Origin of the sequence: Ornithinicoccus hortensis (genome assembly GCF_006716185.1) — a bacterium.
GTDB lineage: Bacteria > Actinomycetota > Actinomycetes > Actinomycetales > Dermatophilaceae > Ornithinicoccus > Ornithinicoccus hortensis.
Genome location: NZ_VFOP01000001.1, coordinates 3234172 through 3255775, shown reverse-complemented (window position 1 = coordinate 3255775; position 21604 = coordinate 3234172). Strand labels below are relative to the sequence as shown.

Genomic DNA, 21604 nt, shown 5'->3' with positions numbered 1-21604 from the left:
CGCCAGGTCAGGCGTCCGGTCGGGGGTTGTCGGGGAGCAGGTCGAGCAGGCGGCGGCGCAGGTCGTTGCTGCGCCGGGTGAACTCGCGCTGGGCCGCGACGTACTCCGCCTTGCCCTCGGCGGTCTCGATCCGCACCGGCTCGTAGCCGAGCTCGGTCAGGTCGTAGGGCGCGGCGCGCATGTCGAGCTCGCGGATCTCACGGGCCAGCCGGAACGCCTCGAGCGTCAGGGAGCTGGGCACCAGCGGCGTCAGCTTGAAACACCACTTGTAGACGTCCATCCCGGCGTGCAGGCAACCGGGCTGCTCCATCGCCAGCTGCCCCTCGCGGGTGGGGTGCAGGCGGTTGCGCGGGACCGCCGCGTCGGTGAAGAACCGGAAAGCGTCGAAGTGCGAGCAGGCCACGGTGTGCGCCTCCACCACCTCGTCGGTGCCCTGCCGCCCCAGCCGCAGCGGCCACCCCGCGTGCCGGATGGCCTCGTCGTCGGCCCGGTAAACCATCGCCCACTCGTGCAGCCCGAAGCACCCGAACCGGCCCGGGCGCGACAGGGTCGCGGACAGCAGCCCGCGCACGAAGCCGATCGCCCTGCCCCGCCGCGCCACGAAGTCGGCGAGGTCGACGCTCGCGCGCCCCCCGGCATACCGGTAGAACGCCCAGTCCGAGCGCTCCGCGGCGCCCTCGAGCTCGACCCCGGCCCCCGGGTGCCACCGGGCCAGCTGCGCCGGCCGGAAGGCGTAGTACTCGAACAGGAAGTCCTCGACCGGGTGCCGCCGCCCGTCCCGCCGGCGCTCCAGGCGGCCGGCGGTCAGCTCCTCGACGGCAGCGGCGTGCGCGGCTGCCCGCTGCCGCCACTCCGTCTCCGCCACCGCGGGCGCCTGCACCGTCACAACGCCCCAGGGTAGGCCGCCCTATACTCGCCGGATGAACGAGCCGGCCGGGACCCCCGAGCGCCGCGGCCGCGGTCCGGTCCTGCTGTTGCTCCTGCTCGCCCTGCTGGCGATGCTGGTCTCGCTCGGCCTGGTGATCACCCTCATCCTGTTGTGAACCTCACGGCCATCCCGTATGTCGGGGGCCGGGCCGACCCCGTACTCTCATCTCGTGCGCATCTGCAGATTCACCACCGGTGACGACCCTGAGTTCGGCCTCGTCGACGGGGCGGGTGAGAAGATCGCCGCGATCACCGGCGACCCCCTCTACACCAAGATCGAGCTCACCGGGCAGACCCACCGCCTCGAGGAGGTCCGGCTGCTGGCCCCGGTCATCCCGCGCAGCAAGGTGGTCGCGATCGGGCGCAACTACGCCGACCACGCCGCGGAGCTGGGCAACGAGGTCCCCGCGCAGCCGATGATGTTCTTCATCCCGAACACCGCCGTGGTCGGACCCGGCGACCCGGTCGTCATCCCGCCGGTCACCCAGGAGGTCTCCTACGAGGCCGAACTGGCCGTGGTGATCGGCCGGATGTGCAAGGACGTCGCCGCGGAGGACGCCGCGAGCGTGATCTTCGGCTACACCGTGGCCAACGACATCACCGCCCGTGACCTGCAGAAGAGCGACGGCCAGTGGGCCCGGGCCAAGGGGATGGACACCTTCTGCCCGCTGGGCCCGTGGATCGAGACCGAGCTGGACGTCTCGGACCTGCGGGTGGTCTCGCGGCTGGACGGCGAGACCCGCCAGGACGGCACGACGGCCGACATGGTGCACGGGGTCGCCGCGCTGGTGGAGTACGTCACGACGGCGTTCACCCTGCTCCCCGGTGACGTCATCCTGACCGGCACCCCCGCCGGCGTCGGGCGGGTCGAGGCCGGCCAGCGGGTCGAGGTCGAGGTCGAGGGCATCGGCTCGATGAGCAACCTGTTCGTCGCCGCGGACTAGGACCGGGCGACGGTGACCGATTCCCCGGTCGGAATCTTCGACTCCGGTTTCGGCGGGCTGACCGTGGCCCGCGCGGTGCTGGACCAGTTGCCGCACGAGTCGGTGCTCTACCTGGGCGACACCGCCCGCGCCCCCTACGGCGAGCGTCCGATCGCGGAGGTGCGCCAGTACGCCCTGGAGTGCCTGGACCGCCTGGTCGACCACGGCGTGAAGGCCCTGGTCATCGCCTGCAACTCGGCATCGGCAGCGATGCTGGCCGACGCCCGGGAGCGCTACGACGTCCCGGTGATCGAGGTGATCCGCCCGGCCGTGCGCCGCGCGATGGCCGCCACCCACTCCGGCCGGGTCGGGGTCATCTCGACCGCGGCCACCCACCAGAGCCGGGCCTACCCGGACGCCTTCGTCGCGGCGCCGCCCAGCGTGCGCGTCATCAGCCAGCCGTGCCCGCGCTTCGTGGAGTTCGTCGAGGCGGGGATCACCAGCGGCCCGGAGGTGCTCGCCGCCGCCCGGGAGTACCTGCACCCGCTGATCGAGGCCGAGATCGACACGCTGATCCTGGGCTGCACCCACTACCCGCTGCTATGGAGCGCCCTGTCCTACGTCCTGGGCGACTCGGTCACCCTGGTCTCCTCCGCCGAGGCGACGGCCGCGGAACTGTTCCGGATGCTCACCGACGCGGACCTGCTCCGGTCCGAGTCCGAGGGCGAGCCCACGCACCAGTTCCTCACCACGGGCGACCCGCACGGCTTCACGCCGCTGGCCCGCCGCTTCCTGGGCCCGGAGGTCGAACACGTCGGCCGGGCCTACGTCGGTCGCCCGGAGGAGTGGGACCGGGCAGCCGTCGGCACCGGCTGCTGAGCGGGCCACGATGACCGGGATGCAGCTCACCGTGGTCGGGTGCAGCGGCTCCCTGCCCGGCCCGGACGGTCCGGCCTCGTGCTACCTGGTCACCGCCCCCGGGCCGGCCCCCGGGGGCGGCACCCGCGCCTGGCGACTGGTGCTCGACCTGGGCAACGGTGCCCTGGGGGCCCTGCACCGGCATACCGACCCTGCCGCGGTGGACGCCGTGCTGCTCACCCACCTGCACCCGGACCACTGCATCGACCTGGTCTCCCTCGACGTCCTGGTGCACCACCGTCCCGGCCCACCGACCGGGCGGATCCCGGTCCACGCCCCCGCGGGCGCCGCCGAACGCCTGGGCCGGGCCTCGGGGGTGACCGGCCCGGACGACCTGACCGACAGCTTCGACTTCACGGACCTGGTCGACGGCCGTCGCGTCACGGTCGGCCCCTTCACGATCACCCCGGTCGCGGTCGAGCACCCGGTCGAGAGCTACGGCTTCCGCGTGGAGGCGGGCGGGGCGGTGCTGGCCTACACCGGCGACACGGACAGCTGCGCCGCGCTCGCCGACCTGATGACCGGGGCAGACCTGGTGCTCGCCGACTGCGCCTACGTCGACGGGCGGGACGCCATCCGCGGCATCCACCTCAGCGGCAGCCGCGCGGCCCGGGCGGTGGCCGGCGCCGGGGGAGTGCGGCGGCTGCTGCTCACCCACCTGCCGCCGTGGAACGACCCCGCCGTATGCCGTGCGCAGGCCACCGCCGTCTGGCCCGGTGAGGTGGGGGTCGCCGCCCCCGGACGCACCTACCGCGTGGGCTGAGCGCCTGTGGATGATCCATACCCGTTGTTCACCTGCGTCGCCTACGGTGGAGTGGTCGGCGAGGCAGAAGGGTGACGAACATGACGGAACTTCCCAGCCCGGTGCGTGAGTTCGTGGAGGCGGTCAACGCCCACGACGAGGACGGGTTCCTGAACAGTTTTGGCAGGTCGGGGGTGGTCGACGACTGGGGGCGGGAGTTCTTCGGCCGCCAGGAGATCAAGACCTGGAGCGACAAGGAGTTCATCGGGGCGGAGGGCACCATGGAGGTCCAGCGGGTCGACCTGCGCGAGAACCAGGTGGTGGTCCTGGCCTACTGGCGCAGCAACCACGCCAACGGGATGTCCCAGTTCACCTTCGAGGTGGACGGCGACCTGGTCAGCCGGATGACCATCCGCGGGGCGCACTGACCCGAGGCGCTACCGTGCGGTCATGACCGAGCGCGCCGAGTCCCAGCCCATCTCCTTCCTGCCCGTGCCCGAGCGGGACGAGGTCCCCGAGGGCGTGGCCCGCCTCTGGGACAAGTCGCAGGAGGCGTTCGGGTTCGTGCCCAACGTCTTCCGGGCGCAGGCCGTCAACGGTGACCAGTTCCTGGCCTGGTGGGGCTACTTCAACCTGTTGCTCAACAAGGAGGGCCACCTGACCAACGCCGAGCGCGAGCTGGTCGCCGTGGTGGTCAGCGGCCTCAACGGCTGCACCTACTGCGCCGTCTCGCACGGTGCGGCGCTGCGCGAGTACTCCGGGGACGCGCGCACCGCGGACCTGGCCGCCGTGAACTGGCGCCAGGCCGACCTGCCGGACCGGAAGCGGGCCATCGCCGAGTACGCCGAGCTGCTCACCCGGGCGCCGGACCAGGTCGGTGCGGAGGACCTGGCGCCGCTGCGGGAGGTCGGGATGGACGACCACGAGATCATGGAGCTGGTGCAGGTCATCGGGATGTTCAACATGACCAACCGGGTCTCCAGCGCGCTCGGGTTCGTGCCCAACGAGGAGTACCACTCGATGGCCCGTCCCTGACGGGAAGAGCCCGGCGCCGCCCGCGGTTGGCGGATGTATGACGCAACTGACGGCATACGCCCAACAACTCCTCGACGGCCCGACCTACGCGGTCCTGGCCACGGTCAACCGAGACGGCTCCCCGCAGACCTCCACGATGTGGGTGACCCGGGACGGCGACGACGTGCTCTTCTCCACGACCGCATCCCGGCAGAAGGCCCGCAACCTGCGTCGCGACCCCCGGGTGAGCGTGATGCTGACCGATCCGGACAACCCGTTCCGGTATGCCGAGGTGCGGGGGACCGCGACCCTCACCGAGGAGGGCGGGCCGGAGCTGATCCAGGAGCTGGGCCACAAGTACACCGGGGAGCCGTTCCCCGAGGACGCTCCGGGCGTCGTGCGGCTCGTGGTGCGGGTCACCCCGACCAAGGTCGTCGAGCACTGACGCCCGGCCCTGCTTGACCCCGGAACCTGGCGCTATCGACCGGGAAGGTTCTGCTACGAAGAGCAGGATTCTCGGGTAACCCGAGAATCCTGCAGGGGACGGTGCGATCATGCAGGGGTGAGCAGCCGGGCGGACGGAGCGGTCGCGGGAGTCGCGGCGGGTGCAGTCACGCTCGGTGTGGCCGAGGTGGGGGCGGCGCTCCTGGGGCGCACGGTCGGCAGCGAGGGGACGCCCTCGCCGCTGCTGGCGGTCGGTGGGGCGTTCGTCGACCGCACCCCGGCCTGGCTGAAGGACCTGGCGGTCACCGTCTTCGGCACCGCGGACAAGGTCGCGCTCTTCGTCGGGATGGGGCTGACCCTGGTGATCGCGTGCGCGGTCCTGGGTGAGGTCGCGGTGCGCCGGCGGACGGTGGGGCTGCTGCTGTTCGCGCTGGTCGGGGCCGTGGGCATGGCCGCCGTGCTGACCCGCCCCGGCGCTAGCGCGGCCGACGCGGTCCCGACGCTGCTCGGGGTGCTGGCGGGTCTCGGGGTCCTCGCCCGGCTGGTGGCGCCCGCGACGCAACCCCGATCGGGTATGCCGTCCGGCGCCACCGTGCCGACCCGCCGGTCGGTCCTGGCCTGGGGCGGGGGGCTGGCGGTGCTCGGCGCGGTCGGCATCGTCGCGGGGCGCGCCCTGGCCCGGGCCGGTGAGGTCGTCGAGGCGGCGCGCGAGGCCTTCAGGGTCCCCACGGTGCGCCGGCCGGTGACGGTGCCCGCCGGTGCGGAGCAGGGTGTCCCCGGCCAGGCGACCTACCTCTCACCGACCGACGACTTCTACCGGATCGACACCGCGCTGTCCGTGCCGCAGGTCGACCCCGCCACCTGGCGGTTGCGGGTGCACGGCATGGTCGACCGCGAGGTCGAGATCGACCTGGAAGAGCTGCTCGACCAGCCGATGGTCGAGGCGCTGGTCACGCTGTGCTGCGTGTCCAACACGGTCGGGGGCAGCCTGGTGGGCAACGCGGTGTGGACCGGGTGGCCGGTCCGTGAGCTGCTGGAACGGGCCGGGGTGCAGGACGGCGCCGACATGGTGCTGTCCACGAGCACCGACGGGTTCACCGCCGGGACCCCGCTCGAGGTGCTCACGGACGACCGCAACGCCCTGCTCGCCGTGGCGATGAACGGGGAGCCGCTGCCGGACCGGCACGGCTTCCCGGTGCGGATGGTGGTGCCGGGGCTGTACGGCTACGTCTCGGCCACCAAGTGGGTGGTGGACCTCAAGGTCACCACGTTCGCCGCCGACGAGGGCTACTGGACGCCCCGTGGGTGGGGGGAGCGGGGGCCGGTCAAGACGGCCTCCCGGATCGACGTGCCCCGGGCCGGGGCGGACCTGGCGGCCGGCCCCACCGTGATCGCCGGGGTCGCCTGGGCGCAGCACCGGGGCATCGACAAGGTCGAGCTGCAGGTCGACGACGGTCCCTGGGAGGAGGCCGAGCTGGCCCTCGAGCCGAGCGTCGACTCCTGGCGGCAGTGGAAGCTGCCCTGGGACCCGGCCCAGGGGGAGCACACGATCACGGTGCGCGCCACCGACGGGGAGGGGCAGACCCAGACCTCGGAGGAAGTCGGCGTCATCCCCGACGGGGCGACCGGCTGGCACCGGGTCGAGGTCTCGGTCGGCGCCTGACGGGCCAGGGTGCGCCGACTGCACGCGGTGTTGCCACTTTTTCGCCCGTTCGCGTGCACAACACGTGCAGTCGGTGGATAGACGGGCGTCCTCGTGGGAGCCGTCACCGGATCGCCCCATGATCGGCGCCACGCTGCCCTCGGACAGGCCACCTGGCACTACGATTGAGGAAATGCTAAAGTCATCAATCGCCCGTCTCCTTGCCCGTCCCCGATGAAGGTCCCGTGAGCAGCCCCGCCCCCGACGCACCCCTGTATGAGATCAAGGCCAACCTCTTCAAGGCGCTGGCGCACCCCGCGCGCATCCGCGTCCTGGAGATCCTGGTGGACGCCGACGGCCCCTGCGCCGTGAGCGAGATCCTCGGCGCCCTGGACATCGAGGCCTCCCTGCTGTCCCAGCACCTGAGCGTGCTCAAGCGGCACCACGTGGTGACCTCGGCGCGGGCCGGCAACGCGGTCACCTACGAACTGGCCCACCCCCAGGTCGCGGACCTGTTGCGGGTCGCACGCTCCTTCCTGCTCGACCGGCTGACGGTGCAGCAGGAGCAGTTGGCGCAGGCTGCGCTGCTGGACGCCCGATGAGGGTGCCGGCGCTACGCGGGCTGCTGCCCGACGTGAGCGAGTATGCCGAGATGCGCCTGCACTGGCGCGCGGACCTGGCGGCCGGTGCGACCGTGGGGATCGTGGCCCTGCCGTTGGCGCTCGCCTTCGGCATCAGCTCCGGGGCCGGTGCCGCGGCGGGTCTGGTCACGGCCGTCGTCGCGGGGCTGGTCGCGGCGGTCTTCGGCGGCTCCAACGTGCAGGTGTCCGGCCCGACCGGCGCGATGGCCGTCGTCCTGGTGCCCATCGTCGGCGACCACGGGGTCGCGGCGCTGGCGCTCGTGGGGATCCTGGCCGGCCTGATGCTGATGGTCACCGGCGTCCTGGGGCTCGGGCAGCTGATCGGGCTGGTGCCCTGGCCGGTCATCGCCGGGTTCACCGCGGGGATCGGCGTGATCATCTTCCTGCAACAGGTACCCCTCGTCCTGGGGGCGGCCGACGACGTGGGCACGCGGCCGCTGGTGGCGGCCTTCCACTCGGTGCAGCACGCGGACTGGTCCGCGGTCGGGTGGCCGCTGGTGGCGGTGGGCATCGTCATCGCCCTGATGCTGGTGGTCCCGCTGTGGAACGCCCAGTTCCCGGTGTCCCTGGCGGCGATCGTCCTGGTCACGCTGATGGTCGAGGCCCTCGACCTGCCGCTGGCCCGGATCGGTGAGATCCCCTCCTCGCTGCCGATGCCCTCGCTGCCGGTCTTCGACACGGCCCTGGTGCAGACCGTCTTCACCGCCGCGGTGGCGGTCGCCGCGCTGTCGGCCATCGAGTCACTGCTGTCCGCCCGGGTCGCCGTCGACCTGTCCGGCGACGCCCGCTACAACCCGGACCGCGAGCTGGTCGGCCAGGGGATGGCCTGCGTCGCCTCCGGGGTGTTCGGCGGGATCCCGGCCACCGGGGCGATCGCCCGCACCGCCGTGAACGTCCGCGCGGGTGCCCGCACCCGGCTGTCCGTGATCACCCACTCCCTGGTCCTGCTCGGCGTGATCTACCTGGCCTCTGGCCCGGTCTCCCGGATCCCGATGGCGGCGCTGGCGGCGGTGCTGATGCTCACGGCGGCACGGATGATCCCGTATGCCGAGATCCGCACCATCCTGCGCGCCACCCGCTCCGACGCCTTCGTCCTCCTGCTCACCATGGTGGTGACCGTCCTGGTCGACCTGATCGAGGCGGTCCAGTTCGGCATCGTCGTGGCGGCGCTGTTCACCCTCCGCGCGGTGGCCCGCACCAGCGGCGTCTTCCGCGAGGAGATCAGCAGCGACCCGGACCCCGCCGACGATCGGATCGCGGTGTACCGGCTGACCGGGTCGATGTTCTTCGGCGCCTCCGAGCGGGTGCGCAGCGAGGTCCGCGCCGAGGGCGACGTCGAGGTCGTCATCCTCGCGTTCTCGCAACTGCGCACGCTCGACGCCACCGGTGCCAACACGCTGGCCGAGATCGTGCGGGCGCTGGAGAAGCAGGGGGTCACCGTGCTGATCAAGGGCGTCCCCAACCGGCTGATGGCGCTGATGCGCTCGGTCGGGGTGATCTCCTCGCTCCGGGACCGGCGCCACCTGTTCCACACCTTCCCGCCGGCGCTGGAGCACGCGCGCAGCCACGTCCGGCGCAGCGCGGCCGCCCGGGAGCAGGCGCTCGCGGCCCCCGGCTCCGAGTCCTGACCCGGAACTGCGGTGCGGGCCGCGGCGTTGCAGACTAGGAGCAACACTCCGTCCAACCGACCGCAGGAGGAACCTCGTGGGCATCATGGACAACGTCAAGAAGGCTGCCGAGAAGGCCCGGGAGCAGGCCGCCGAGCTGGCCGACAAGCACGGAGACAAGATCGACCGCGCGATCGAGAAGACCGGCGCGGCCGTCAACGAGCGGACCGGGGGCAAGTACTCGGACAAGATCGGCAAGGCCCAGGACGCCGCCCGGAACACCGCGGACAAGGTCGCCGGCGACACCGGCGGGGAGCGGACCCACCGCCACCCGGACGCCGATGCGGGTGGCGAGCCGACCGCGCCACCGCCTCCGCCACCCGGAGCGGGGCCCGCCGCGACGCCGCCGCCTCCGCCACCGCCCGGAGCGGGCCCGGCCGCAACCCCGCCACCGCCCCCGCCCGGAGCAGGGCCGGCTGCAGCATCCCCGCCGCCGCCCCCTCCCGGGGCCGAACCGGGCGCGACGCCCCCGCCTCCTCCGCCCGGTGCCGAGTCGGGCGCGACGCCCCCTCCGCCCCCGCACGCCGAGCCGCAGGAGGGCGACCGCGAGGTGCCCCTGGGGCAGATCCCACCGCCGCCCGGCCAGACGCCGCCACCCCCTCCGCTGCCGGAGGACGATCAGGCCTGAGCTGAGCCCGCCACGAAACGGACCGGTCATCGTGACCGGTCCGTTTCGTCGTCTCCGGCCGGGGCGTCGACCGATGCGTGTCACCTCTTGACCGGGCGGGGTCGGGCGGCGCATGCTGTTGCGTATCGCGAGGAGTGTTGCTGACAACGCAACACCAGGGCGCCGGCGCAGCACCTCGCGCAGCAAGCGGGCGCACCCGATCAGAGAGGACCGTTTCCGATGGCCGTCAACCCCAACCCGGGCATCCTGCAGTACCCCCGGATCCGCAAGTCGCCCTACTTCTACTCCTCCCGCGAGCACGGCGTCGCGCTCTACAGCGTCTACAACCACACCTACCACCCACGGCACTACGGCGACCCGGTCGCCGAGTACTGGCACCTGCTCAACGCGGTGACCCTGTGGGACGTCGGCGTGGAACGGCAGGTCGAGATCACCGGCCCGGACGCCTTCGACTTCACCAACATGCTGGTCTCCCGGGACCTGACCAAGTGCAAGGTCGGCCAGGCCAAGTACGTCTTCGTGACCGCTCCCGACGGCGGCATCATCAACGACCCGGTGCTGCTGCGGCTCGGGGAGAACCACTTCTGGCTCTCCCTCGCGGACAGCGACGTGCTGCTGTGGGCCAAGGGCCTGGCCCACGCCAACGGGATGAATGTGCAGATCAGCGAGCCGGACGTCGGCCCGATGCAGATCCAGGGACCGAACTCGACCGGGGTGCTGGTCGACCTGTTCGGCGACTCGATCCACGACATCCCCTACTACTACGTGCGCGAGTACGAGCTGGACGGCATGGACGTGGTCGTCTCCCGGACCGGCTTCTCCGCCGAGATGGGCTACGAGATCTACCTGCGCAACGCCAGCCGCGACGCGAGCCGGTTGTGGGACGCCGTATGGGAGGCCGGGCAGGCGCACGACCTGAAGGTGATCGGCCCGTGCCACATCCGCCGGATCGAGGCCGGGATCCTGTCCTGGGGCAACGACATCTGGTACGACACCAACCCGTTCGAGGTCGGCTACGGCTTCGAGCAGACCTGGATGGTCGACCTGCAGCAGGAGGCGGACTTCGTCGGCAAGGAGGCGCTGAAGAAGGTCGCGGAGGAAGGCATCTCCCGCAAGCTGGTCGGCCTGCACATCGACGGTCCGGGCCTCGGCTCGTTCAACGACGGGGCGATGATCGACTTCTTCCCGGTGCTGGACGAGGCCCAGGAGATCGGCCGGGTCACCTCCGCCTGCTACTCGCCGCGGTTGGAGCGCAACATCGGCTTCGCCATGGTGCCGCTGGCGTATGCCGAGCTCGGCACCGACCTGCTGGTGCGGACCCCGCACGGGGTCGCCTCGGCGCAGGTCACCACCTCCCCGTTCATCGACCCGGGCAAGGACCTGCCCAAGGGGCTGCCGGTCGACCCGGTCGCCACGGCCGGGGACGGGGCCGAGGTCGCCGGCTGAGCCGCCTGGGAGAGGATGGGGCAGGGGCGAAAGGAGCGGGCCGTGAGCGCGGAACCGATTGTGCCGGTGCCGGATGCCGCGCTGCTCGCGTTGCGGTCCCCGCGTTTCGAGATGGTCCCGATGCGGGGCCTGGAGGAGGCGCTGGACCACCTGCCGCCCGGGGCCACGGTCCCGGTCACCTGCTCTCCCACCCGCGGGCTGGACGCGACGCTGCCGGTGGTGACCGAGCTGGTCCGCCGCGGGCACCGTCCCGTCCCGCACCTGGCGGCCCGGATGGTCCGGGACACCGCACAGCTGCGCGGCGTCGTCGCGGAGTTGGACCGGCTCGGGGTGCGCGACGTCTTCGTGGTCGCCGGAGACGCCGCCACCCCGGCCGGTCCCTTCGAGGGCGCCGCCGACCTGCTGCGGGAGCTGCACCGGATCGGGCACCCCTTCCTGGAGGTCGGGGTGACCGGCTACCCGGAGAGCCACTCCTTCATCCCCGACGAGGCGACCGTCTCGGCGATGGCGGACAAGGCCCCCTACGCGACCTACCTGGTCTCCCAGATCTGCTACGACGCCGACACCGTGGTGGGCTGGGTCCGGGCCGTGCGGGACCGGGGGATCATGCTGCCCGTGCACCTCGGCATACCCGGGGTGGTGGACCGCACCCGGCTGTTGCGGATCTCCACCCGGATCGGCCTGGCCGACTCGGTGCGCTTCCTCAAGCGGCAGACCGGGGTCGCGGTGCGCGCCGCCGCCGGCTACACCCCGGACCACCTGGTCACCGAGCTGCGCCCGCTCTTCGAGGACCCCGCGCTGCGGGTGCTCGGGTGGCACCTGTTCACGTTCAACGAGATCGCCCGGACCGAGCAGTGGCGGCAGGCCCTGCTGGCCGGGGAAGGAGAGGGATAAGTGAGTATGCCGTCCAACCTGGCCATCGCCCGCGACGCCGTGCTGCGTCCGCTGACGGACGTCGCCGCCGACATGGGGATCGGCCCGCACCTGCTCGAACCGTACGGGCGGGGCGCGGCCAAGATCGACCTGGCCGCCATCGACGAGCTGGCGGACCGGCCGAAGGCCAAGTACGTGGTCGTCTCCGCGATCACCCCCACGCCGCTGGGGGAGGGAAAGACGACCACGACGGTCGGCATCGGGCAGGCGATGGCCCACCTGGGCCACCGGGCCACGGTCGCGATCCGGCAGCCGTCGATGGGGCCGACCTTCGGCATCAAGGGCGGGGCGGCCGGCGGCGGCTACAGCCAGGTGGTGCCGATGGAGCAGATCAACCTGCACCTGACCGGCGACATGCACGCGGTCACCGCCGCCCACAACCAGCTCTCCGCGATGGTCGACAGCCACCTGCACTTCGGGGCCGAGCCGGTGCTCGACCCGCGCAGCGTCACCTGGCGCCGGGTGATCGACGTCAACGACCGGGCACTGCGCAACATCGTCATCGGGCTGGGCAGCCGGGCCGACGGGGTGGTCCGGGAGACCGGCTTCGACATCACCGCCGCCTCCGAGGTGATGGCGCTGCTGGCCCTGGCCGACTCGCTGCCGGACATGCGCGCCCGGCTCGGACGGATCGTGGTCGGGTCCACGCCCGACGGGGAACCGGTCACCGCCGAGGACCTCCGGGCCGCCGGCGCCATGACGGTCATCCTCAAACAGGCGATCAAGCCCAACCTGATGCAGACCCTGGAGGGCACGCCGGTCCTGGTGCACGCGGGCCCGTTCGGCAACATCGCGACCGGCAACTCCTCGGTGGTCGCGGACCGGATCGGGATCCACAGCGGCGAATTCCTGCTCACCGAGGCGGGTTTCGGTGCCGACATGGGGGCCGAGCGCTTCTTCAACATCAAGTGCCGGGCCTCCGGGCTCACCCCGGACGCCGCCGTGATCGTGGCGACGGTGCGCGCGCTCAAGGCGCACTCGGGCCGGTTTACCGTCGTCGCGGGCAAGCCGCTGCCGCCGGAGATGGTCGCCGAGAACCCCGACGACGTGCACGCCGGCGCCGCCAACCTGGTCAAGCAGATCGAAAACATCCGGGTCCACGGGGTCTCCCCGGTCGTGGCGATCAACGCCTTCCCCGGCGACCACGCGAGCGAGCACGACGCCATCCGGCAGATCGCCGAGGCGGCGGGCGCCAGGGTCGCCGTCTCGACCCACGTCGCCGACGGCGGCAAGGGAGGCGTCGAGCTGGCGGCCATGGTGGCCGAGGCGGCGCACGAACCCTCGAGCTTCCAGATGCTCTACCCCGACGAGGCCAGCCTGCGCGACAAGGTGTCGGCGATCGCCACCCAGGTCTACGGCGCCAGCGGTGTGGAGTACGCGCCGGCGGCGGCCCGGCAGCTGGACCGGTTCACCGAGCTCGGCCTCGGCCACCTGCCGGTCTGCATCGCCAAGACCCACCTGTCGATCAGCTCCGACCCCTCGCTGCTGGGCGCCCCGACCGGGTGGACGCTGCCGGTCCGGGAGGTCCGGGCCTCGGTCGGGGCCGGGTTCATCTACCTGATCTGCGGGGAGATGCGCACCATGCCCGGCCTGGGCCGCAACCCCGCGGCCATGCAGGTCGACATCGACGCCGACGGCGAGGTCGTCGGGCTGTACTGACCTCCGGAGCGGAGGCGTCGCAACCGGGTGGCCGACCGCGCGTCGGGCCGGCCACCGCCACCACGGAACGTAGGGTCGGAGACATGGCACACGAGACCGGGCTGGTGCAGTCGGTGGACCGCGCCGTCACCGTCCTGGAGATCCTCGGGCGGGACGGCGCCGTCGGGGTGTCCGAGCTGGCGCGCCGGATGGACATCCACAAGTCGACCGTGTCGCGGCTGCTGGCCACGCTCGAGCGCCGCGGCATCGTGGAGCAGCAGGCCGACGGCGTGCAGTACGGCCTCGGGGTGGGGCTGGTCCGGCTGGCCCGGACGGTGACCGAGGACCTGGACGTGGTCGCCCTGGCCCGGCCGGTCGCCGAGGAGCTCAGCCGGACCACCGGGGAGACGGTGAACCTCTCGCTGCTCCAGGACGGCGAGGTGGTCAACGTGGACGAGGTCAACCTCTCCGACAGCGTCCTGTCCGTGACCTGGTTGGGCCGCCACACCACGCTGCACAACACCGCCAACGGCAAGATCTTCCTGGCGCACCTGGACGAGGCGGAGGTGGACCGGGTCCTCGGGGCAGAGCTGGAGGCCACGACCGAGCACACGGTCACCGACCCGGCCGAGCTGCGCCGGCAGCTGGAGGAGATCCGCCGCTCCGGCCACGCCTGGCAGTACGAGGAGCTCGAGGCGGGACTGTCCGCGGTCGCCGCCCCGGTCCGGGACGCGGGCGGAGAGATCCTGGCGACGATCTCGGTGGCCGGCCCCAGCTTCCGTATGTCGACCGACCGGGTGCCCGAACTCACCCGGCTGACCGTGCAGGCCGCCGAACGGATCTCGCGCAAGCTGGGGCGGACCGAGCCCCGGGCCGGCTGACCCGACCCTGCCGGATCGCCGGGCCGCTCAGGTGGCCAGGCCGGTCGGGGGCCCGTCGAGGACCCAGCCGTCGTCCTCCTGGCGCAGCACGACCAGCAGGGAGTCCAGGGGCAGCAGGCCGTGCTCGCGAACCGCGCAGACCTCCACGGCGATCCGGACGCGACGGAGCCGGTCCGGGCCGGGCAGGACCTCGGGCGGTCGCAGGCGGAGTACCGCGGCCACCCCTGGCGCGGCGCGGAGCGCGGAGACCTCGTTGGCCGGGACCAGCCGGGCACGCGTCCCGGGGGACCGGACCACATCGGCGGCTTCGGGCGACAGGTCCGTCGCCAGCACCCGCACCGTGCCGTCCGGGTCGGTGGCCAGGGACAGGTCGGCCGGCCGGCACGGGGAGTCGCTCCCCGGCACCGGCCGGCCGGTCAGGACGGACCGCAGGACGACTGCCTGCGCCCGCCCCTCGGGCGTGGACTCAGTCACCGCCGCCCAGTTCCTCCAGCCCGACCGGCGCCGGGCCGTCGCCGGAGACCGCGGCCCCCGAGGAGGCGTCGTCGCCGCCGATCGACGGGTCGGGGGCGGGTGCCGAACCGGCGGAGCCGAGGGTCGACATACTGTCCGTTGATCCCATCGCGGGGTCGGGGGCGGGTGCCGCGGCAGCCGCGCCGACCTCGCCGGTGAGCAGGTCGCCGAGGGAGATGGTGATGGTCATGTCGGCCACGGTGGGCCTCCTTTCGGGTCGGTGCGGCTCACAGGTAGGCCGCGACGATGAGGGTGTCCGCGGCGTTGGTGTCGACCCGGATGGTCGACCCCTTGTCGCGGGCGGCGGTCAGCACCAGGTGGGTGTTGGTGTGCCCGTCGGTGCTGGTGCCGTCGATCTTGCGCCACCCACCGGCGGCGTTCAGCCAGGCCCACGCGTTCTTGCTGTGCGGGGTGGTGTAGATGCGGCCGATGGTGGTGTTGTAGGTGGCCATGGTGGTGCTCCTCGGGTGGTCTCGGGTCAGAGGTAGACGGTGTCGATGTCGGTGCCGGTCACGTGGATGTAGACCGATTTGCCGGAAGCCCGTGCGCGCACCAGCGCCGCGAACGTGTTGGTCACCCCGTCGGTCGAGGTGCCGGTCACCTTGCGCCAGCCGACCCCTGCCGGGTAGGCCCACGCGTTCTTGCTGTGCGGGGTCGCGTAGACGCTGCTCAGCGTTGTGGTCATCCACTGCGAGGCGCCGTAGATGGACTGGATGCCGGCGATGTCGTCGGCGTCCAGGTGCCGGTGCGGCCCGCCGTAGTAGGGGTACATCAGCGCGCTCGCGACGGTGGAGTGCGCCAGCCCGAGGGCGTGTCCGAACTCGTGCGCCGCAACCGTGTAGAGGTCGGTCCCCGAGGCCGGCAGGTTCACCGACCAGGTCTCGGCCTCGTCGAAGTGGGTGTCGCCCGCGATGTCCCCGCCGTTGGGTGGCGGGTAGAACGCGTGCGCCAGCACGCCGCTGGCCCCGTCGAACGGGCTCCCGTCGCCATGGTCGCCGGCCACGAACCGGATCCGGATCTCCGGGTTGTTCGCGTTCGGGATCTCGGTGAAGGTCAGCGGGGTGACCGCCGCCCAGTAGCCGAAGGCGGTCGAGACCGCCGCACGCACCTGGGCCTGGGTCAGGTCCGGGGTGAACTCCACGAAGCCGTAGCGCAGCGCGGTGGTGTTCCACTTGTTGCCCTGCGCGACGAACTCCGCGGTGTCCGGGAACCCGCAGCGCGGACGCTTCATCAGGTCCTGGGTCGCCTTGTCGACCTTGCCCGTCGGGTTCAGTCCGTAGCGTTCCTGGAACCGGGTCAGCGCCTCCTCGGTCGCCTCGTCGAAGGTCCCCTCGTCCGGCGCCGGGCTCGCCAGCTCGTGGCTCACCCCGAACCGGTCCAGGGTCGCCGACTCCAGATAGCCGAAGGTGGTCAGGTAGTGCTGGACCCGGCGCACGTCGGCACCGCTGTCGCCCTTCTTGACCCCGGTCGACTTCGGGACCATGTCGTCGGTCGCCATGTCGCCTCCTCGTGCCCGTCACGGGACGGGCTGGTCGTCGTATGCCGAGTGCTCGGCCGGCGCAGGCGCCTTGCCTGTGCACGGACGGCACGCTAGGAGGCGGGGTGTGACCCGGGCGTGACCGCGGCGTGACACCGGTGCCGGCGCCCCCGCCCGGTGCCGTGGGCAGGTATCACGGGAGGGGCAGTGGCGCTCCTCCCGGTGTCCGATCTCTGCTCGGAGCCCCGCCATGACCTCGATCCTGACGCTCTCCCCAGCCAAGCCGGTCCGCACCGGTGGAACCCGGCTGCACCTGCTGCCGGAGTGCGTGCTGAGCCAGGGCGGCCGGGAGTTGCGGCTGCGCCCGAGGGCGCAGCGGTTGCTGGTGCTGCTCGCCACCCACCGCGGGCGCCGGCTGCCGCGCGCCATGGTGGCCGGCACGCTCTGGCCCGACGTGACGGGGGCACGAGCCTACGCCAGTCTGCGCAGCACCCTCCGGGAGTTGCCGCGGGTGCCCGCCGTGGTGGTCGCCGAGGACGACGGGCTCCGGCTCGGGCGCGCGGTCCGGGTGGACTGGGTCGCGGCGGAGCGGGTCGCCCGCAAGGTGCTGGCCCGGCAGGGGCGTTTCCCGGCCAGGGTGGCGGTGCCGCTGCTGCGCCACCCGCTGCTGCCGCACTGGTCGGAGGACTGGTTGGCCGACGAGCAGTATGCGTTCGCCCAGCTGCGGGTGCACGCGCTGGAGTCGCTGTGCCGGCGGCTGAGCGACGACGGCATCCACGGCACGGCGATCGAGACCGGGCTGCTGGCGGTCTCCTGCGACCCGTTGCGGGAGAGCGCCCAGGAGGTGCTGGTGCGTGCCCACCTGGCCGAGGGGAACCGGTGCCTGGCGCTGGAGCAGGTCCGGCGCTACGAGCTGTTGCTGTCCGCCGAGCTCGGGGTCCCGCCCGGCCCCCGGTTGCTGGACCTGGTGGGCGGGGACGCCAGGATCAGCGGATCCCGGCGCGCATGAAGCTCTGCACGAACTGGCGCTGGAAGATCAGGAAGGCGATCAGCAGCGGGGCGACGACCAGCACCGTGGCGGCCGACAGCAGGGTCCAGTCGATGCCGGACTCGGTGCCGTTGTAGACCGCCAGGCCGACGGTGAGCGGGCGGGAGTTCACGCTGTTGGTGATCACCAGCGGCCACAGGAAGTTGTTCCAGTGGGTGCTCACCGAGACCAGCCCGTAGGCCACCAGCGTCGGCTTGGCCAGCGGCACGTAGACCCGCCACAGCCGCCCCATCCGGCCGGCGCCCTCGATCTCGGCGGCCTCGTCGAGTTCGATCGGCATCGACTTGAAGGTCTGCCGGAGCAGGAAGATGCCGAACGCGCTGGCGATGTAGGGCAACCCGATGGCCGGGATCGTGTCGACCAGCTTCAGGCTGGCCATCGTCGTGTAGTTCTCCGAGATCAGGATGTCCGGCGCGATCATCAGCTGCACCAGGACCAGCGCGAAGGCGATGTTGCTGCCGACGAACCGGAAGCGGGCGAAGGCATACGCGGCCAGCACGCCCAGCACCAGCTGGCCCACCAGGATCCCGCTCACCAGCAGGATGGTGTTCAGGTAGTAGCGGCCGAACGGTGCCCCGGACCAGACCGACGCGAAGTTGTCGAAGGTCAGCGGCGCCGTGAGGTCGAAGGAGGTGGCCGCGTCGCGGTGGTGCACCGAGGCCCACACCGCGAAGACGAGCGGGATCAGCCACAGGATGCCGAGCAGCCACGCACCGGCGGTCTCCAGGATCCGGCCGGGTCGCATACCGCCCTGCCCGGGCAGGGTCTCGACGTTCGTGGTCACCGGTAGTGCACCCGCCTCTCCAGCACGGTGAACTGGATGACCGCGGCCAGGCCGAGGATCACCACCAGCGCCATCGTCAGGGCGCCGGCGTAGTTCGGGTCGAAGAAGGTGAACGCTGTGTCGTAGATGTAGAACAGCAGCAGGTTGGAGGCGTTGTTCGGTCCGCCGCCAGTCATGATGAACAGGTGGTCGATGATCTTGAAGGCATCGGTCACCGCGACCACGAAGACGAACAGCGTGGTCGGCATCAGCAGCGGGAAGGTGACCCGGCGGAAGTGGTACCACCGGGAGGCTCCCTCCAGGGTGGAGGCCTCCTCCAGCTCCGGCGACATGTTCTGCAGCCCCGCCAGGTAGAAGATCATGAAGAAGCCGGCCTGCTTCCAGATCATCATCACCATCAGCGCCGGCAGCACCGTGTCGGGGTCGCCGAGCCAGTTCCGGGTGGGCAGGCCGACGGCGCCCAGCAGCCCGTTGATCGGGCCGACGCCGGGGGAGAAGAAGAACAGCCAGATGCTGGCCACCGCGACCATCGGCAGGATCGTCGGGGTGAAGTAGGCCAGCCGGACGAACCCCTTGCCCCGCAGCTTGCCGTTGACCCAGACCGCCATCAGGATGGCCAGCGCCATCGAGGTGGGGACGGTGCCGAGGGCGAACCACAGGTTGTTGCGCAGCACCTGCCAGAACACCGGGTCGTTGACCAGGGTCTCGTACTGCACCGCGCTCAGGTCGCCCCGCCTGGAGTGGGCCGAGGACCAGGCGGACCGGATGATCGGGTAGTGCGTGAACGCGATCAGCACCACGAAGGCGGGCGCCAGCAGGGCCCACGCGAACGCCTGGTCGCCCAGCCGTCCGCGCAGCGGGGCCCGGCGACGGCGCTCCTCGGGCGGGGGCGCCGTTGTCGGGGTGGGGATCGCTGCGGTCATCAGCCCTGGTACTGCGCGAGGATGCCGTCGATGTCGGACTGCAGCTGGGTGAGCGCGTCCTGCGGCTCGGCCTGGCCGGTCAGGACCGCGGCGATCGAGTCGTTGATCGCCTGCGACACCCGGCCGTTCTCGTGCGTCGTGGTCTCGCCCACGGCGACCTCGAGCTGGTCCCGCGCGACCGCGGCCTGCGGGAACTCCTCGGCATACTGCGCCATGGTGTCGGTCTCCCAGGCCTCCGGGCCGGTGGCCACGTAACCGGACTCCATCGACCACTCGGCCGCCATCTCCGGCTCAGTCAGGCACTGGGCGATCGTGTAGGCCGCCTCGCGGGTGCCCTCGTCACCGCGGTCGAAGATGTAGAGGTTGCCGCCGCCGGTGGGGGAGCCGGGCTGGGTGTTGGCCGGCAACATCGAGACGCCGAACTCGAAGTCCGCGTTGGACTTGACGTTGGTCAGGTTGCCGGTGGTGTGCCACATGATGCCGGTGCGGCCGGCGAGGAAGTCGTCGGGGGTGGACGCCCACTCGGTGGTGCCGCTGGGCATCAGCCCGTCGTCGGCCATCCCCTTCCACCACTCCAGGGCCTCCACCGAGGCGGGGTCGTCCAGGTAGCTGGCGATCCCGTCGACGCCGGCGGTGTCCGCCACGCCGCTCTGGATCGCCATCGCCTGGAACATCCAGTTGCCGAACTGGGTGGAGGGGATCTCCACGCCGTACTCGGCGGCCCCCTCGTCCTGGATCGTCTTGGCCTGCTCCTCGAGTTCCGCCCAGGTGGTGGGCGGTGCCTCCGGGTCGAGTCCGGCCTGCTCGTAGATCTCCTTGTTGTGGTACTGCACGATCGTGGACCGCTGGAACGGCAGGCTCCACAGCTCGCCCTCGGCCTCGCCGGAGGCCAGGTAGGCCGGGTAGAACCGGTCCTCGGTCCAGGACAGGTCGTCGTCCACGTCGCTCAGCGGCACGATGAGGCCGTTGTCGATCAGCGTGTAGAGATCCGTGGTCAGCAGGACCGCCAGGTCGGGTCCCTGGTCGCTGCGCGAGGCCGTCTGGGCCTTGGTCATCGTGTCGGCGTAGGTGCCGCTGTAGACCGCCTCGACGGTGATCCCCTCGTGCTGCTCGGTGCAGGTGGCGATCAGGTCGTCGACGACGTCGGTGAGCGGGCCGCCGACGGCGACGGGGTAGTACATGGTCAGCTCGGCGGTGCCGTCACCGGAGCCGCCGTCGTCCCCGCCGCAGGCGGCGAGCACGAGGGCACCGGAGGACAGGGCGGCCGCGAGGGCGAGAGTGCGGGGACGTGCGGACATGGTGGTACCTCTCTGCGGGGGTTAGGCGGATGCCGGGGCGACCAGCGCACGGCCGGTCGCTGCGTCGAAGAAGCGGAGTTCCTGCGGGGTCGTGGTGAGGCGGACCTGGTCGCCCTCGGTGGCCCGGACGATGCCGGGGATCCGGGCGACGAACTGCTCGCCGGTGTCGGTCAGGAGGGTGAGCAGGGTCTCGGCGCCGAGCATCTCCGAGGTCCGCACTCGGCCGTGGAACTCCAGCGGGCCGGACCCGTCCACGGCCAGGGACTCCGGTCGTATGCCGACCGTCACCTCGCTCGGCACCCGGGCCTGCAGTGACCAGGGGGAGGGGCTGCCGGCGACCCTCAGGTTCGTGCCGTCGGAGGTGCCGGGCAGCAGGTTCATCGGCGGTGACCCGATGAACGAGGCGACCTCGGTGTCGGCGGGCTCGGTGTAGAGGTCGATCGGGGCGGCGGCCTGGGCCACCGACCCCTCGCGCATCACGACGACGTGGTCGGCCATCGTCATCGCCTCCACCTGGTCGTGCGTGACGTAGATGACGGTGAGGCCGAGGTCCCGCTGCAGGTTGCGCAGCTCGATCCGCATCTGGTGGCGCAGCTTGGCGTCCAGGTTGGACAGCGGCTCGTCCATCAGCACGACCTTGGAGTCCGAGACCAGGGCCCGGGCCAGGGCGGCCCGCTGCCGCTGGCCGCCGGAGAGCTGGCTGGGCTTGCGGTCCAGGTAGGGGTCGAGCCCGACCTTGCGGGCCGCCTCCAGGCCACGCTCCTGCCGCTGCCTCTTGGGGACCTTGCGCACGCGGAGGCCGAAGACGATGTTCTCCAGCACGCTCAGGTGCGGGTAGAGGGCGTAGTTCTGGAAGACCATCGCGATCCGCCGCTTGGCGGCCGGCACGTCGTTGACCCGCTGCCCGTCGATCAGCACGTCGCCACCGGTCGCGGACTCCAGGCCCGCGATGATCCGCAGCGAGGTCGACTTGCCGCAGCCGGACGGGCCGAGCAGCACGACGAACTGTCCCTCGGGGGCGACGATGTCCACGCCGTGCAGCACATCCGTGCGTCCGCCGTGGCTGTCCGGGAAGGACTTGGTCACCCCGCGGAGTTGCACCTCGGACATCAGGCCT

The 21604-nt window shown here is 71.9% G+C and carries 25 protein-coding genes; 16 read left to right on the top strand and 9 right to left on the bottom strand.

The window, feature by feature from the left end; translation table 11 throughout:
- Nucleotides 1–7 precede the first annotated feature (7 nt).
- Nucleotides 8–880: a 3-methyladenine DNA glycosylase gene (locus tag FB467_RS15230; protein WP_141786708.1), complete on the bottom strand. Its 873-nt coding sequence runs from the start codon at nt 878–880 to the stop codon at nt 8–10.
- A gap of 40 nt (nt 881–920) precedes the next feature.
- Between FB467_RS15230 and FB467_RS19410 the strand changes: the two genes are divergently transcribed.
- The 15 genes from FB467_RS19410 to FB467_RS15160 all read left to right on the top strand — a co-directional run bounded on the left by FB467_RS19410 (nt 921) and on the right by FB467_RS15160 (nt 14444).
- Entirely contained in the window at nt 921–1043 is a 123-nt protein-coding gene (locus FB467_RS19410; protein WP_267128631.1) for a hypothetical protein, read from the top strand.
- Nucleotides 1044–1097: 54 nt separating this feature from the next.
- Nucleotides 1098–1871, top strand: coding sequence for a fumarylacetoacetate hydrolase family protein (locus FB467_RS15225; RefSeq protein WP_141785854.1), 774 nt, complete (start codon nt 1098–1100; stop codon nt 1869–1871).
- A gap of 12 nt (nt 1872–1883) precedes the next feature.
- Nucleotides 1884–2729 (top strand): glutamate racemase, encoded by an 846-nt coding sequence (gene murI / locus FB467_RS15220; RefSeq protein WP_141785853.1) that lies wholly within the window; start codon nt 1884–1886, stop codon nt 2727–2729.
- A gap of 10 nt (nt 2730–2739) precedes the next feature.
- Complete coding sequence (locus FB467_RS15215) at nt 2740–3531, top strand: MBL fold metallo-hydrolase (protein ID WP_342354723.1); 792 nt, start codon at nt 2740–2742, stop codon at nt 3529–3531.
- Between the two features lie 80 nt (nt 3532–3611).
- Nucleotides 3612–3938 (top strand): nuclear transport factor 2 family protein, encoded by a 327-nt coding sequence (locus FB467_RS15210; protein WP_141785852.1) that lies wholly within the window; start codon nt 3612–3614, stop codon nt 3936–3938.
- 22 nt (nt 3939–3960) lie between these two features.
- Nucleotides 3961–4545: a peroxidase-related enzyme gene (locus tag FB467_RS15205; RefSeq protein WP_141785851.1), complete on the top strand. Its 585-nt coding sequence runs from the start codon at nt 3961–3963 to the stop codon at nt 4543–4545.
- 37 nt (nt 4546–4582) lie between these two features.
- Complete coding sequence (locus FB467_RS15200; RefSeq protein WP_141785850.1) at nt 4583–4969, top strand: PPOX class F420-dependent oxidoreductase; 387 nt, start codon at nt 4583–4585, stop codon at nt 4967–4969.
- Nucleotides 4970–5086: 117 nt separating this feature from the next.
- A complete protein-coding gene (locus tag FB467_RS15195; RefSeq protein WP_244932747.1) occupies nt 5087–6631 on the top strand; it encodes a molybdopterin-dependent oxidoreductase in 1545 nt (514 codons plus the stop codon).
- 224 nt (nt 6632–6855) lie between these two features.
- Entirely contained in the window at nt 6856–7212 is a 357-nt protein-coding gene (locus tag FB467_RS15190) for an ArsR/SmtB family transcription factor (protein WP_141785849.1), read from the top strand.
- Complete coding sequence (locus FB467_RS15185; RefSeq protein WP_141785848.1) at nt 7209–8879, top strand: SulP family inorganic anion transporter; 1671 nt, start codon at nt 7209–7211, stop codon at nt 8877–8879. The genes FB467_RS15190 and FB467_RS15185 overlap by 4 nt, the downstream gene beginning before the upstream one ends.
- An 85-nt stretch (nt 8880–8964) precedes the next feature.
- The gene (locus tag FB467_RS19405) at nt 8965–9546 is read left to right on the top strand and encodes an antitoxin (RefSeq protein WP_280525458.1); all 582 of its coding nucleotides are present in this window, start codon (nt 8965–8967) and stop codon (nt 9544–9546) included.
- A 219-nt stretch (nt 9547–9765) separates the two neighbouring features.
- Nucleotides 9766–10992 (top strand): glycine cleavage T C-terminal barrel domain-containing protein, encoded by a 1227-nt coding sequence (locus FB467_RS15175; RefSeq protein WP_141785846.1) that lies wholly within the window; start codon nt 9766–9768, stop codon nt 10990–10992.
- Nucleotides 10993–11034: 42 nt separating this feature from the next.
- Entirely contained in the window at nt 11035–11886 is an 852-nt protein-coding gene (locus tag FB467_RS15170) for a methylenetetrahydrofolate reductase (RefSeq protein ID WP_211350621.1), read from the top strand.
- Between the two features lie 6 nt (nt 11887–11892).
- A complete protein-coding gene (locus FB467_RS15165; protein WP_141786705.1) occupies nt 11893–13584 on the top strand; it encodes a formate--tetrahydrofolate ligase in 1692 nt (563 codons plus the stop codon).
- An 83-nt stretch (nt 13585–13667) separates the two neighbouring features.
- Nucleotides 13668–14444: an IclR family transcriptional regulator gene (locus FB467_RS15160; RefSeq protein ID WP_141785844.1), complete on the top strand. Its 777-nt coding sequence runs from the start codon at nt 13668–13670 to the stop codon at nt 14442–14444.
- 27 nt (nt 14445–14471) lie between these two features.
- On the opposite strand, the gene FB467_RS15155 is transcribed toward FB467_RS15160, so the two are convergent.
- Genes FB467_RS15155 through FB467_RS15135 form a run of 4 tightly spaced genes read right to left on the bottom strand, consistent with a single transcriptional unit; the run spans nt 14472 to nt 16455 of the window.
- Nucleotides 14472–14918, bottom strand: a complete 447-nt coding sequence (locus FB467_RS15155) for a hypothetical protein (protein WP_141785843.1) — start codon at nt 14916–14918, stop codon at nt 14472–14474.
- Entirely contained in the window at nt 14911–15156 is a 246-nt protein-coding gene (locus tag FB467_RS15150; RefSeq protein WP_141785842.1) for a hypothetical protein, read from the bottom strand. The genes FB467_RS15155 and FB467_RS15150 overlap by 8 nt, the downstream gene beginning before the upstream one ends.
- Nucleotides 15157–15184: 28 nt before the next feature.
- Entirely contained in the window at nt 15185–15409 is a 225-nt protein-coding gene (locus FB467_RS15145) for a peptidase M6 (protein WP_141785841.1), read from the bottom strand.
- 26 nt (nt 15410–15435) lie between these two features.
- The gene (locus tag FB467_RS15135) at nt 15436–16455 is read right to left on the bottom strand and encodes a matrixin family metalloprotease (protein ID WP_211350620.1); all 1020 of its coding nucleotides are present in this window, start codon (nt 16453–16455) and stop codon (nt 15436–15438) included.
- Nucleotides 16456–16684: 229 nt separating this feature from the next.
- On the opposite strand from FB467_RS15135, the gene FB467_RS15130 reads away from it, so the two are divergent.
- Entirely contained in the window at nt 16685–17443 is a 759-nt protein-coding gene (locus FB467_RS15130; RefSeq protein ID WP_141785840.1) for an AfsR/SARP family transcriptional regulator, read from the top strand.
- Here FB467_RS15130 and FB467_RS15125 read toward each other — a convergent pair.
- Genes FB467_RS15125 through FB467_RS15110 form a run of 4 tightly spaced genes read right to left on the bottom strand, consistent with a single transcriptional unit; the run spans nt 17421 to nt 21597 of the window.
- Complete coding sequence (locus tag FB467_RS15125) at nt 17421–18266, bottom strand: carbohydrate ABC transporter permease (RefSeq protein WP_228393425.1); 846 nt, start codon at nt 18264–18266, stop codon at nt 17421–17423. The genes FB467_RS15130 and FB467_RS15125 overlap by 23 nt on opposite strands.
- On the bottom strand, nt 18263–19189 hold the full coding sequence (locus tag FB467_RS15120) for a carbohydrate ABC transporter permease (RefSeq protein WP_141785839.1): 927 nt from the start codon (nt 19187–19189) through the stop codon (nt 18263–18265). The genes FB467_RS15125 and FB467_RS15120 overlap by 4 nt, the downstream gene beginning before the upstream one ends.
- Nucleotides 19189–20487 carry an ABC transporter substrate-binding protein gene (locus tag FB467_RS15115; RefSeq protein ID WP_141785838.1) on the bottom strand — a complete coding sequence of 433 codons (1299 nt, stop codon included), beginning with the start codon at nt 20485–20487 and terminating at the stop codon, nt 19189–19191. The genes FB467_RS15120 and FB467_RS15115 overlap by 1 nt, the downstream gene beginning before the upstream one ends.
- A gap of 21 nt (nt 20488–20508) precedes the next feature.
- A complete protein-coding gene (locus FB467_RS15110) occupies nt 20509–21597 on the bottom strand; it encodes an ABC transporter ATP-binding protein (RefSeq protein ID WP_141785837.1) in 1089 nt (362 codons plus the stop codon).
- Nucleotides 21598–21604: the final 7 nt, after the last annotated feature.

Bases quoted from the DNA above. Each gene is read 5' to 3' on its own strand.
- FB467_RS19410 (WP_267128631.1), top strand. From the start codon at position 921: ATGAACGAGCCGGCCGGGACCCCCGAGCGCCGCGGCCGCGGTCCGGTC.
- FB467_RS15110 (WP_141785837.1), bottom strand. From the start codon at position 21,597: ATGTCCGAGGTGCAACTCCGCGGGGTGACCAAGTCCTTCCCGGACAGC.
- FB467_RS15135 (WP_211350620.1), bottom strand. From the start codon at position 16,455: ATGGCGACCGACGACATGGTCCCGAAGTCGACCGGGGTCAAGAAGGGC.
- FB467_RS15145 (WP_141785841.1), bottom strand. From the start codon at position 15,409: ATGGCCACCTACAACACCACCATCGGCCGCATCTACACCACCCCGCAC.
- FB467_RS15205 (WP_141785851.1), top strand. From the start codon at position 3,961: ATGACCGAGCGCGCCGAGTCCCAGCCCATCTCCTTCCTGCCCGTGCCC.
- FB467_RS15130 (WP_141785840.1), top strand. From the start codon at position 16,685: ATGACCTCGATCCTGACGCTCTCCCCAGCCAAGCCGGTCCGCACCGGT.
- FB467_RS15115 (WP_141785838.1), bottom strand. From the start codon at position 20,487: ATGTCCGCACGTCCCCGCACTCTCGCCCTCGCGGCCGCCCTGTCCTCC.
- FB467_RS15175 (WP_141785846.1), top strand. From the start codon at position 9,766: ATGGCCGTCAACCCCAACCCGGGCATCCTGCAGTACCCCCGGATCCGC.
- FB467_RS15185 (WP_141785848.1), top strand. From the start codon at position 7,209: ATGAGGGTGCCGGCGCTACGCGGGCTGCTGCCCGACGTGAGCGAGTAT.
- FB467_RS15165 (WP_141786705.1), top strand. From the start codon at position 11,893: ATGCCGTCCAACCTGGCCATCGCCCGCGACGCCGTGCTGCGTCCGCTG.
- FB467_RS15120 (WP_141785839.1), bottom strand. From the start codon at position 19,189: ATGACCGCAGCGATCCCCACCCCGACAACGGCGCCCCCGCCCGAGGAG.
- FB467_RS19405 (WP_280525458.1), top strand. From the start codon at position 8,965: ATGGACAACGTCAAGAAGGCTGCCGAGAAGGCCCGGGAGCAGGCCGCC.
- FB467_RS15210 (WP_141785852.1), top strand. From the start codon at position 3,612: ATGACGGAACTTCCCAGCCCGGTGCGTGAGTTCGTGGAGGCGGTCAAC.
- FB467_RS15160 (WP_141785844.1), top strand. From the start codon at position 13,668: ATGGCACACGAGACCGGGCTGGTGCAGTCGGTGGACCGCGCCGTCACC.
- FB467_RS15200 (WP_141785850.1), top strand. From the start codon at position 4,583: ATGACGCAACTGACGGCATACGCCCAACAACTCCTCGACGGCCCGACC.
- FB467_RS15215 (WP_342354723.1), top strand. From the start codon at position 2,740: ATGACCGGGATGCAGCTCACCGTGGTCGGGTGCAGCGGCTCCCTGCCC.